A 12687-nucleotide genomic window follows, 5' to 3' on the forward strand; every position below is an offset into this window, starting at 1 on the left:
AGAGGAGAGTACCATTATGTCAAGAAGACCAATCATTGCCGGCAACTGGAAAATGAACAAGGATATCAACGAGGCGGCCGCTTTAATCAACGAGTTAAAGCCCTTAGTAGAAGGCGCAGAGGCAGAAGTTGTTTTCTGCCCGCCTTATGTGGATCTGGTGGAAGCCGTTAAACTGACCGAAGGCACCAATATTGGTATCGGCGCACAGAACATGCACTATGAAACAAGCGGCGCGTTTACCGGCGAAGTCGCTGGCGAAATGCTGACAGCCATCGGTGTAAAATACGTGGTGATCGGCCACTCCGAACGCCGCGAATATTACAACGAAACAGATGAAGCCGTTAATAAAAAAGCCATCAAGGCTCTGGAACTGGGCTTAACGCCCATCGTCTGCTGCGGCGAAACCCTGGAAGAACGTGAAGGCGGAAAAGCTGAAGCCAAGGTAGTTGGTCAGATCAAGGAAGGCTGTAAAAATATCGATGATATCGCTCAGGTCGTCATTGCCTATGAACCTATCTGGGCCATCGGAACCGGCAAAACTGCGTCCAAGGAAGAAGCAGACGAAGCCTGCGGCTGGGTACGCAAGACCATTGAAGAAATGTACGGCAAAGACGCCGCCGAAGCTGTGCGTGTACAGTACGGTGGAAGCGTGAAGCCGGCCAATGTGGCAGAGCTGATGGCAATGCCAAACATTGATGGCGCTCTGGTTGGCGGTGCCAGCCTGACCGCCGATTTTGCCAAGATCGTTAAATTTTAACAGGAGCCGTCCATAGAGACCGAACGGCTGTGTTAGAATTTGTATTTGATAACGGGAGACGAGGAGAAATACAATAGCTCCGAGCTCCCGTTATTGCTTTGAGTTGAGATGCAAAGAAAGGATTGATATTTATGAGAGGAAATTTAACCGCGCTAATTATCCTGGATGGATACGGCTACACCCCCATTGCGGAGGGCAACGCTGTGCTTGAAGCACCGTCTCCAAACCTGGACGCTTTTTATGAAAAATACCCACATACCCATATTGTTGCCAGTGGTTTAGGCGTTGGATTGCCTGAAGGACAGATGGGGAACTCTGAGGTCGGCCACCTGAATCTGGGAGCAGGCCGCGTGGTCTACCAGGAGCTAACCCGTATTACCAAATCCATTGAGGACGGAGATTTCTTTGAAAATCCGGTTTTTATGGACGGTATTAGAAATGTTAAGGAAAACGGCACAGCCCTGCATGTGATGGGCCTGGTGTCGGACGGCGGCGTCCACAGCCACTTGAAACACCTGTATGGTCTGCTGGAACTGGCCAAAAAGGAAGGCGTTGAGAAAGTCTATGTCCACTGTTTCATGGATGGCCGTGATACTGCTCCGACCAGCGGCCTTGATTTTATTAAAGAACTGGAAGCAAAGATGGCTGAGATCGGCGTGGGTGAAATCGCAACAGTTGAAGGCCGTTACTATGCCATGGACCGCGACAACCGATGGGAACGTGTTGAAAAAGCTTACGATGCCATTGCTCTGGGCAAGGGCAATGCCGCGGCTTCTGCTGTAGAAGCCATGGAGCTGAGCTACAAAGAAGATGTTAATGACGAATTTGTGGTTCCAACTGTCATTAAGCCAGAAGTGGACAAGCGTGTCCAGGCCAATGATACCATTATTTTCTTCAACTTCCGCCCTGATCGCGCCCGTGAGCTGTCCCGTACCTTTATCGAGCCGGATTTTGCTGAATTTAACCGTGAGCGGGGCTATATTCCAGTACACTATATTACCATGACCCAGTACGACGCCAGCTTTGAAGGGGTTGAGATTGCCTTTAAGCCGGAAACCGTCACCAATACCCTGGGTGAATATCTGAGCGCCAGCGGCGTGCCGCAGCTGCGTATTGCCGAAACAGAAAAATACGCCCATGTCACCTATTTCTTTAATGGCGGCCTGGAAAAACAGTATGAAGGCGAGGACCGTATCCTGGTGCCTTCTCCAAAGGTAGCAACCTATGACCTGCAGCCGGAAATGAGCGCTTACGAGGTAACCGAAAAGGTTCTGGAAGCCATTGATTCGGATAAATATAAAGTCATTATCCTCAACTACGCCAACACCGATATGGTTGGACACACCGGTGTGATGGAAGCGGCTGAAAAAGCCGTTATGGCTGTTGATGAATGCTCTAAAAAGGTGATCGACGCCATTTTATCTAAAGGCGGTAATGTTATTTTGACCGCTGACCACGGCAATGCTGAAAAGATGATCGACTATGACACCAAGAAGCCGTGGACCGCCCACACCACCAATCCGGTAGAATGTGTGATCGCCGGCGCTGGTGAAGTTGAGCTGAGAGACGATGGACGTCTGGCCGACATCTCGCCGACGATTTTGGACCTGCTGGACATGGACGTTCCCGCGGAAATGACCGGGACATCACTTATTAAGAAATAGGAAAAAATTGCGGTTAAAAATCGATTACATGCAAAAAAAGCCCCGAAAATTAGTTTCGGGGCGTATTTTAATATTGAAAAATTCTTAAGGTTATGATAAGATTTATCGTACGATTAAAACGGAGGTGATACAATGAAAACATTCTTAATCGTTCTTTTAGTGATTGCAAGTTTTGCACTGATTATCAGCATTCTGCTGTCACCGGCAAAGGTTGCAGGTATGGGTGGCGCGATCGAAGGCGGCGCTGAAACTTTATTCGGCCGTAAGAAAGCCAGAGGTCTTGAAGCCATTCTTGAAAAGATCACGATTGGTTCCGCTATTGTATTTATGTTATCTGCTTTCATTTATTCACTTTTAGCTTAATCGAAAAATCTGAAAATTTCACGAAGGGGGAATTTGCAAAATGGAATTATGGATCGCTCCTATTATTGGGGTAATCGCATTGTTAGTTGCAGTTTTCTATACTGCCCGTGTCAATAAAGTCGCTGAAGGCACAGACCGTATGAAGGAAATTGCTTCTTACATTCATGAAGGCGCCATGGCTTTCCTGACCAGAGAGTACAAAATGATGGCTGTCTTTATTGTTATTTTATTTATTATCTTGTGTGTGACACCTGGCCTCGGATGGCAGACGGCTGTTTGCTTCTTAATCGGTGCACTTTTCTCAGTTCTGGCTGGTTTCTTCGGCATGAACGTTGCTACCAAAGCAAATGTAAGAACTGCGAATGCCGCTAAGGAAGAAGGCATGAACAAAGCCCTGAGCACAGCTTTTTCAGGCGGTGCCGTTATGGGTATGTGTGTTGTAGGCTTAGGCCTGATTGGTGTCAGCGTACTTTACATTATTTTCCAGGATACAGCTATTGTAACAGGTTTTGGCCTGGGTGCTTCCTCTATGGCTTTATTTGGCCGTGTCGGTGGTGGTATCTATACAAAAGCTGCTGACGTTGGGGCTGACCTTGTTGGTAAGGTAGAAGCCGGTATCCCTGAAGATGATCCGAGAAACCCCGCAGTTATCGCCGATAACGTTGGTGACAACGTTGGTGACGTTGCCGGTATGGGTTCTGACTTATTCGAATCTTATGTTGGTTCTTTAATCTCTGCAATGACCCTGGGTGTTGTTGTAACTCAGAGCGTTGTCGGTATTTTATTCCCATTATTATTGGCCGCTATCGGTATCGTCGCTTCAATCGTCGGTACTTTCTTCGTACGCGGTAAAGAAGGCGGAAGCCCGCAGAAATCTTTAAATATGGGTACTTATGTATCCGGTATTCTGGTTATTATTGCTTCCTATTTCCTGTCTACCTATATGTTAGGCAGCTTCTATCCATTCATTGCCATTATCTCTGGTTTAATTGTTGGTATTGCCATCGGCCAGCTGACTGAATACTATACCTCTGAAAAATACAAACCAGTACAGCATATTGCTCAGCAGTCTGAAACTGGTTCTGCAACCACTGTTATTTCCGGTCTGGCTGTTGGTATGAAGTCTACAGCCCTGCCATTGATCGCCATCGCGATTGCTATTTTCCTGGCTTACTGGGCTGCCGGTCTGTTTGGTATCGCCTTAGCAGCTGTTGGTATGTTATCCACCTGTGGTATGACCATCGCCGTCGACGCTTATGGCCCAATCGCTGATAACGCGGGCGGGATTGCGGAAATGTCTGAACTTCCTGAAGATGTCCGTAACATTACAGACCAGCTGGATGCTGTTGGTAACACCACTGCTGCCATCGGTAAAGGCTTTGCTATCGGCTCTGCAGCGCTGACCGCTCTCGGTCTGTTCGCTTCCTATGCCGAAACCGTTGGCTTAAGCCAGATCAGCTTACTGGACCCAATGGTTATCATCGGTTTATTGCTCGGCGCAATGCTGCCGTTCTTATTCTCAGCTTTAACCATGGAAGCTGTCGGCGATGCCGCTAACGACATGATCGAAGAAGTTCGTCGTCAGTTCAAAGAAGACTCCGGCATTATGGCTGGTACCAGCAAACCGGATTATGCAAAATGTGTTGATATCTCAACCGCCGCTGCACTGAAGAAGATGATCGCTCCTGGTCTTCTGGCCATCGTTGCTCCTCTTTTAATGGGGATCCTGTTAGGCGCTGAAGCGCTGGGTGGTTTACTGGCTGGTGCGCTGGCTTCCGGTGTACTCATGGCAATCATGATGTCTAACGCTGGTGGTGCCTGGGATAACGCTAAAAAGTATATCGAATCCGGTGTGCATGGCGGAAAAGGCTCAGAAGCACATAAAGCTGCAGTTGTTGGGGATACCGTAGGCGACCCGTTTAAGGATACTTCCGGACCATCCATCAACATCTTAATCAAATTAATGACTATCGTTGCGTTGGTATTCGCACCAATCTTCATGGGTCTCTAAAAAGAAAACACATCCCGCGGCGCCGTTTTTCGGCACCACGGGATTTTTTTATTTATGACTTTATTTATTAATGGATAAGCTGTATACTATGGAAAGACAAAAGCCTTAAAGGAGAAGCGAATAAAGATGACAGAGCAAGAAAAATTTGAAGCCTATGTGAAAAAATGTATGGAGGATCACCAGGCTGTGGGCATGGCTGTGGCCGTTGTGGACGCCCAGGGCGGGACAAGCTACGAACAGTTTTTTGGAAAACGGGATCAGGAGAGCGGCGCGGCCATCGACGATGAGACTATTTTTGGGCTGGCGTCCCTGACCAAATCCTTTACCTGCCTGGCCATTTTAAAAATGCAGGAGGAGGGTATTCTGAGCATCGACGATCCAGTGAGCGACTATATTCCGGAATTTAAGGGAATGAATCAGGGAGAGCCGGTCTTGATCAGGCACCTGATGTACCACAGCGGCGGGTATTTTCCCCAGTCACGGATTGTGGTGGATACTGTGGCCGCAGAGCTGGGGCTGGATGAAGCTGTTGTGGGCGACCTGGCCTACAATGCAGAGCTGGCTCAGGAAGGCTGCCGCCAGGTGGCGGGAAGGCTGGATGCCCAGAACGAGTTTATCGGCCGGCCAGGCGAATATTTCAGTTACTGCAACGATGGCTACGGGCTGCTGTCCGATATTGTTTATCATCACGGCGGCTGCGCCTCCTACGCAGATTATCTGCTGGAGCATATTTTAAAGCCTCTGGGAATGGAGCGGAGCTTCTGTGATTTTGTGCGCCCACTGAAGGATGAAAACCACGCGACGCTTTATGCGGTGATTGCGGGAGAGCTGACAAAGGTCAGGGATTATCATGACAATGCCTTTGTGTTAAACGGCGGCGGTGCTATGAAATCAACATTAAAGGACCTGAAAAAATACATTGCCATGTACCTGAATGGCGGGACAGGCCTTAACAAAGCGTCCATTGCAAAGCCAGAGACCATCAAGGCCATGACCACAAAGCACCAGATGGACTCCTATGTGACCGATTATGGTTATGGACTGGATATCAAGGAGCTGAACGGCTTTCAGGTAGCCGGGCACGGAGGCAGCCTGCCCGGCGTTTCCTCACATCTGCTGTGGTGTCTGGAAAGGGGCGTGGGCGTCATTGTGCTGTGCAACACAGAGGATGTGCCAGTCAGCGGGGTGGCAGAGGCAGCCCTGAGCATGGGTATGGGCTTCGAGGCTGAGAGAAAGGCCCATCATTATGAGAACAAACCCTGGGATGCAGAGGACCTCAAGGCAGCCTGCGGTGTTTACGCCTCGGATGAAGGCACAAGGGTGGAGCTTTTGATGAATGAATCGGGAGAGGCGCTGCTGAAAAACGGCGTGAAGACTTCTCCTGTTATCATGATCGAACCCGGTCATGGAATGATTGCAGGGGAGTACGGCGATACCTTTATCCAGATGATTGCCGATGAGCACCGGGGCGTCTTCGGCATGCGCTATGGCTCTAGAATTCTGCCGAGAGCCGAAGCCTGAGTGGGAATTCATCGAGACCGCAGGCGTGTCAATTTTTCAGCGTGACTTTCTCGTCTGCCACTGTTTTTTTGACCTGCGTTGCGCTATACTGAAATTGCGTACCCGGTACAGCGGGTACCATTTCCTTTCTTTAATGGTGGCAGGAGGGAGATTTCCCTTCTGCCCGATTTAAGAATAAGGACCTTCTAACCCGTAAAAGAATGAACCCTCCGAAGTACTGGAGGGTTCATTCTTTTATAAGGTCTGGCAGAGGCAGCGCTTCTCTGCATTTTTTATCGCTTCATAAATTCTTAATAAAATCGGCACTTTCTTTGTAAGAATGTTATGGTATCATAATACCATCAGATCGATACTGAAGGACAGAAGGAGTAAGAAATGAACATATTAATATGTGATGACGAACGGGAAATCGTCGACGCTTTGGAGCTTTACCTGAAAAATGAAGGATATGATATTTTTAAGGCCTATTCCGGAAAAGAAGCACTTGAAATAGTCTCTGAAAATACCATCCATCTTATACTGATGGACATCATGATGCCTGAAATGGACGGGATTCACGCAACCCTGAAAATCCGTGAGACCGCAAACATTCCGATTATTTTTCTGTCGGCAAAGGCAGAGGACAACGATAAAATTATGGGGCTGACCGTGGGCGGAGACGATTATATCACCAAGCCCTTTAATCCGCTGGAGGTCATAGCCCGGGTGAAATCTCAACTGCGGCGTTACACGACGCTTGGCAGCTATGTAAAGCGGACAGATGTCTATAAAACAGGCGGTCTTGAACTGGACGACGCCTATAAAAAAGTGACAGTGGACGGGGAAGAGGTTAAGCTGACCCCGGTAGAATATAAAATTTTGAAGTTTTTGATGCGGGAAATGGGAAAGGTCTTTTCCATCGAGCAGATTTATGAAAATGTCTGGGAGGAACCTTCGTACAATGCGGACAATACTGTTGCCGTCCATGTGCGGCGCATTCGCGAAAAGATTGAGATCAATCCGAAGGAGCCCAAATACTTAAAGGTGGTGTGGGGAATTGGATACAAAGTCGAAAAATACCCTCCGCAATAGCGGTGTGATTGTAATAAAAAGTGAGCATCTGCTCCGCAATACAGGCGTAAAGCTCATTGCGTTTATACTGGCAGTGCTACTTCTGAGCACAGGCATCTTTGTGCTGGAGCAGACAGCCACAACAAAAATGGAAGGCTTCGGTATTTCCGAAACTTGGGATGAACAGGATTATCTGAAGAGCAGCTCGCTGCGCTCAGAGGTTTACAGTGTTTATCACGACCTGTTTGCTTTGGCAGATACCTACCGCTCCGAGGAGTATATCCGCAGCGGTGCCCTTCTCGATGAGGACGCTGTCATCGAGGAATATAAGCTCTCGCTGCTCGCAGAAGACCGGAGCCGTTTCGGGCTGTGGGAAAATGAACTTGGAAATGTTGACAGCTATTACTACGGTGAGCGTTCCGACAGCAGTGTGCCAAAGACCGTTATTGATGTGATCAACTCCGACGCTTTCATGGAAAGGCATGGCAAGGAAATCGAGAAGTATCGGGCGGAGCAGATACAAAAGCAGCTTCAGGACTATGCAAACACGCTTAACAGTCTGGAAAATGCCCAGAAAAGCTTTGGTCTTAAATGGTATATTGAGCGGGACGGGCAGAAAAGAACCAGCGGCGAAGGCGTGACGCCGGAGTCCCTGATACAGTCTAAGGTCTATCTCGAAAATGACAAGGGTAAGATCAACGCTTCTCAGGAAATGAGTCATTATAATTATGGTGGAAACAGCAATACTGACAACCGTATTATCCTTGCCTTTGATGATCATAAGGTCAATGAGATGGCTGAAATTTACAGCCAGGATCGGGCGGACGCGGTACTGGCGGTTCAGGTTTTCTTCGTCTGTGGATTATTATCTTTGATCTGCCTGGTAGTGGCCTGTATTGGCGCCGGGCGCCGCGAGACAGACAACGACATTCACCTGCTGGTCATTGACCGTATATACTGGGATCTTCATTTGATTATTCTGGCATGGGTTGAGGGGATGCTCATTGCGGCGGGGGTGGCTTGCATTATGTACAGGCTGCCAGCCTACATGTCGGCGATTCTGCTGATCATCGCAGTGGCTCTTGCCTATAACTATGTGCTGAGCATTGTGCGTGTGATCAAGGCGCACCGCTTTATGGACCGGTTTGGAACATTGGTGCTGTGGAAAAAATGCTGGCGTCTGATCAAGCGTTTTTGCCGCAGAATCCGGGATTTTTACCGGAATGTGATCAAGGGCCGCTCACTGGTGCTGCTGCTGTGCGCCGCCATTATCATCTGCGCGATCGTGGGAATGCTCATTATTGCACTGCCGCCAGTCGGCATTATTCTGCTGGGCGTGGCGCTGTGGTTTGGCGCAAAGCGGGCAAAATCTCTGGATCAGACCATCAAAGGCGTGGAGCGCATCTATGAGGGTGATACGGACTATAAAATTGAGGTTGAAGGGCACGGGCCGGTGGAAGAAATGGCAAAAAACATCAATAATATCAATGAGGGCTTGTCGACGGCAGTCAGAGACGCAGTGGAAAAAGAGCTGAAAAGCGAGCGGCTGAAAACAGAGCTGATCACCAATGTCTCCCATGATATTCGTACCCCGCTGACATCCATCATCACCTATATCGACCTGCTGAAAAAAGAGGATATTGACGAGGAATCCAGGGAGCGCTACATTGGTGTACTGGAACAGAAAGCGGCGCGGCTGAAAGCGCTGACCGACGATCTTTTTGAGGCGGCGAAAGCCTCCACAGGTAATATGGAGGTACATTGGGATACCGTAAATATGGAAGCGCTGGTAAACCAGGGGATGGGTGAGCTTGAGGACAAGATTGAAGATTCCGGTCTTCAGTTTATTGTCAGCCGTCCCCAGGAGAAAGTGCTGGTACGCGCAGACGGCCGCCTGCTCTGGCGGGTGATTGAAAATCTGCTGTCCAATGTGCTGAAATATGCGCTGCCTGGCTCCAGAGTCTATATGACCATTGACAGGGATCTGTTTACAGACCGAGGCGTTTTTATTATTAAAAATATTTCGGCTGATCCGCTGAATATTCCGGCTGAAGAGCTGCTGGAACGTTTTAAACGCGGGGACGATACCCGTCACAGTGAGGGAAGCGGCCTGGGACTCGCTATTGCCAAGGATCTGACCGAACTGCAGAACGGCCAGTTTGACCTGAGTATCGACGGTGATTTGTTCAAGGCAACAGTTTATCTGGAACTGACGCCAGACGAAGAGCCTTCAAAAGCGGCAGAGGAGGGAGCCGGCGCATCGGATGTTGAAGAAAAAAGCGAATAGATAAAGTATAAGCTGGGGGACTGTTTTCACAGAGCCCCGGCTTTGTTTTTTGTCAAGATTGGTATAAAATTTGGCAGAATATGGAATGGAATTTTTCCTGGAAAACGGTATACTTTAAAGTAACAATGAGATCATGGAGGAATTAAAATGGACGTGAATCAGTTATATGAGGATTATCCCCTGACCCGTCGTATGCAGCGGGGCGAGGAGGTTATATGGTTTAATCCGGATTCTGGAAAACAGGAGGTGCTGCCTTTTACCTCAGACGATACCGCCGATGCGGAGGCGAGACTGCGGCGCTTTGCACCCTATATTAAGGCCAGCTTTCCCGAAACCAGAGGGGCCGGCGGCATTATTGAATCACCGGTAAAGGAAGCGCCGGATATGCAGGCCGCTCTCGAGAAGCGGTATGGAAGGGATATCCCCGGCAGGCTGCTGATTAAATGTGACAGCCATCTGCCGGTTTCTGGCTCCATCAAGGCCCGGGGCGGCATTTACGAGGTGCTCAAGCTGGCGGAAAGCATTGCCATTGAGAAAGGAATGCTGAGCGATGCGGATAATTATGCCGTTTTGGCCGAAAAACGCTTTAAAGACCTGTTTTCCGGTTACAGGGTTGCTGTCGGCTCTACTGGTAATCTTGGACTGAGTATTGGCATTATCAGCGCAAAGCTGGGCTTTGACGTTACAGTGCACATGTCGGCAGACGCCAGACAGTGGAAAAAGGATATGCTGCGCTCAAAGGGGGTGCATGTCATCGAGTATCCTGAGGATTATCAGAAAGCTGTGGCCGAGGGAAGAAAACAGGCAGAAGGAGATCCTACATGTCATTTCGTGGATGATGAAGGCTCCTCCGATTTGTTTCTGGGGTATTCCACAGCGGCGGAGCGCCTGAAAAAACAGCTTGATGGCATGGGGATCGTTATCGACAGCGTGCACCCTCTGTTTGTCTATCTGCCCTGTGGCGTGGGCGGCGGCCCCGGCGGGGTGACCTTTGGGTTAAAAACCGTGTTTGGCGAAAACGCTCACTGCTTTTTTGCAGAGCCCACCCACGCGCCCTGTATGCTGCTGGGGATGATGACTGGCCTTAACGATGGCATCAGCGTTTCAGACATTGGCTTGGACGGAAAAACAGCCGCTGACGGTCTGGCGGTCAGCCGTCCCTCCCGCCTGGTGGGACGAGTGATGAGAACACTGATCGACGGCGCGTTTACCGTAGAGGATGCGGAAATGTATCGGCTGCTGAGGCTGGTTATGGATACGGAGCGTCTGACCATCGAGCCTTCAGGCTGTGCGGGCTTCCCGGGTCCATCCCACGTGGTGGGCGACGCCGCTTATCTTCAAGAAAAGGGCTTGACAGGGGAACGATTAAAAAATGCCGTGCACCTGGTCTGGGCTACCGGTGGCAATATGGTGCCAGAGGAGGAGATGAAGGCCTATTACAAAAAAGGCTGCCAGCTCACAGAGGAATCGTAAAGGAATATAAAAAGCTGCTTACTCTGCGCTTGACAGGGGAGCAGCTTTTTTATCGGAACGGGCAAAGGCGAATAGTCAAAATCCATCAAGAATCGGTCAAAAATCAGAATATACGCTTTCGTAAAATTCGAGTAAAATAAAAGCATCCATTACAAAGAAGAACGGGATGTCGACAACCCCTGATAAAATGTTTTAAATTAAGAAAGAGGTTCTAAAAATGTTAAAAACTACAAGAAAATCCGATCCGGCTGTTTACGAAATTGTCGCGGCAGAGCTGAAGCGTCAGGAACACAATATTGAAATGATCGCATCTGAGAGTACCGCGCCCACTGAGGTGCTTGAGCTCAGCGGCTCTATCTTCACCAATAAAACCGAGGAAGGCTACCCGGGTGCCCGGTTCCAGGCTGGCTCGGAGGAAGCCGATAAGATTGAGAATCTGGCCCGCGACCGCGCAAAGGCACTCTTTGGGGCAGACCATGTCAATGTTCAGTCCTACTCCGGCTCTACAGCCAACTACTGTGTCTACTCCGCCATTCTGACGCCCGGCGACCGCGTGCTCAGCATGCGTCTGGATCAGGGCGGCCATTTGACCCATGGTTCCCCGGTAAACTTTTTGAGAAAGGTCTACGAATACGATTTTTACGGCGTCGATCCCGAAACCGAACAGATTGACTACGACGCCCTTGAAGCAAAAGCCATGGAGTACAGACCAAAGCTCATTATCGGAGGTGCGAGCTCCTATCCGCGCCTGATCGATTACGAACGGATGGCGGCTATCGCGAAAAAATGCGGTGCTTACCTGATGATCGATATGGCGCATATTGCCGGTTTGGTAGCAGCAGGGGTAATCCCAAGCCCAATTCCCTATGCTGATTTTGTCTCTTCATCCACCACCAAAACCTTCTGCGGACCGCGCTCCGGTATGGTATTCTGTAAAAAAGAACATGCCAAGCTTTTAGACAAGGGCACCTTCCCGGGCACCCTCGGTTCCATTCATCTGGCAACCATTGCCGCTAAGGCCTGGTCATTTGGTTATGCAGCTACCCCTGAATTTAAGGCAGTTATGGAGCAGATTGTCAAAAACGCTAAGTGTCTGGCCGAGGTGCTTCAGAACTACGGCTTCCGCATTATCAGCGGCGGCACAGATAACCATATCGTCATGGTAGATTTAAGGCCGAAGAACCTGACCGGTAAAGCCTTTGAGGAAGCCCTGGAATATGTGGGGATTACCGTGAACAAAAATGTCATCCCCTTTGACAAGGAAAGCCCTATGGTGACCAGCGGCGTGCGTATTGGTCTCACCTCTACCACCCAGCGCGGCCTTAAGGAAAAAGAAATTACAGAGATCGCCGGTATTATGAACGCGGTCGCAAATAATGTGGACGATAAGGACAAGCTCGATGAGCTCAAGGCTCAGGCAGAAGCCCTGATTTCAAGATTTCCACTGTACCCGGAAGGCTACTTTGAGGATTGAGCCTGTCACATTCAGAAAGCAGTTTGAGGCCTCTTAGCAGGCTTTGGAAAAAAGCTGGCAGCGGATACCAAGGTATCCGCCGCCATC

9 protein-coding genes are annotated in these 12687 nt (G+C 49.4%); all 9 read left to right on the top strand.

Annotation, left to right across the window (positions count from 1 at the left end; all coding sequences use genetic code 11):
• Window positions 1-16: 16 nt before the first annotated feature.
• Window positions 17-757, top strand: a complete 741-nt coding sequence (gene tpiA, locus DW091_RS18595; RefSeq protein WP_058695829.1) for a triose-phosphate isomerase — start codon at window positions 17-19, stop codon at window positions 755-757.
• Window positions 758-888: 131 nt separating this feature from the next.
• Window positions 889-2421 (top strand): 2,3-bisphosphoglycerate-independent phosphoglycerate mutase, encoded by a 1533-nt coding sequence (gene gpmI, locus DW091_RS18600; RefSeq protein ID WP_074617816.1) that lies wholly within the window; start codon window positions 889-891, stop codon window positions 2419-2421.
• 132 nt (window positions 2422-2553) lie between these two features.
• Window positions 2554-2784, top strand: a complete 231-nt coding sequence (secG, locus tag DW091_RS18605; protein ID WP_013379001.1) for a preprotein translocase subunit SecG — start codon at window positions 2554-2556, stop codon at window positions 2782-2784.
• A gap of 40 nt (window positions 2785-2824) precedes the next feature.
• Window positions 2825-4795 (top strand): sodium-translocating pyrophosphatase, encoded by a 1971-nt coding sequence (locus DW091_RS18610; protein ID WP_118518943.1) that lies wholly within the window; start codon window positions 2825-2827, stop codon window positions 4793-4795.
• Window positions 4796-4921: 126 nt separating this feature from the next.
• Window positions 4922-6316, top strand: a complete 1395-nt coding sequence (locus tag DW091_RS18615) for a serine hydrolase domain-containing protein (protein ID WP_118518944.1) — start codon at window positions 4922-4924, stop codon at window positions 6314-6316.
• Window positions 6317-6691: 375 nt separating this feature from the next.
• Window positions 6692-7387 (top strand): response regulator transcription factor, encoded by a 696-nt coding sequence (locus DW091_RS18620; RefSeq protein ID WP_013379005.1) that lies wholly within the window; start codon window positions 6692-6694, stop codon window positions 7385-7387.
• A complete protein-coding gene (locus DW091_RS18625) occupies window positions 7353-9653 on the top strand; it encodes a HAMP domain-containing sensor histidine kinase (RefSeq protein WP_118518945.1) in 2301 nt (766 codons plus the stop codon). The genes DW091_RS18620 and DW091_RS18625 overlap by 35 nt, the downstream gene beginning before the upstream one ends.
• Window positions 9654-9800: 147 nt before the next feature.
• Window positions 9801-11126: a D-serine ammonia-lyase gene (locus tag DW091_RS18630; RefSeq protein WP_118518946.1), complete on the top strand. Its 1326-nt coding sequence runs from the start codon at window positions 9801-9803 to the stop codon at window positions 11124-11126.
• Between the two features lie 217 nt (window positions 11127-11343).
• Window positions 11344-12600 carry a serine hydroxymethyltransferase gene (glyA, locus tag DW091_RS18635; RefSeq protein WP_118518947.1) on the top strand — a complete coding sequence of 419 codons (1257 nt, stop codon included), beginning with the start codon at window positions 11344-11346 and terminating at the stop codon, window positions 12598-12600.
• The last annotated feature ends 87 nt before the right edge of the window (window positions 12601-12687 follow it).

Source organism: Eubacterium sp. AM05-23 (assembly GCF_003477535.1).
Classification (GTDB): Bacteria; Bacillota; Clostridia; order Eubacteriales; family Eubacteriaceae; genus Eubacterium; species Eubacterium maltosivorans.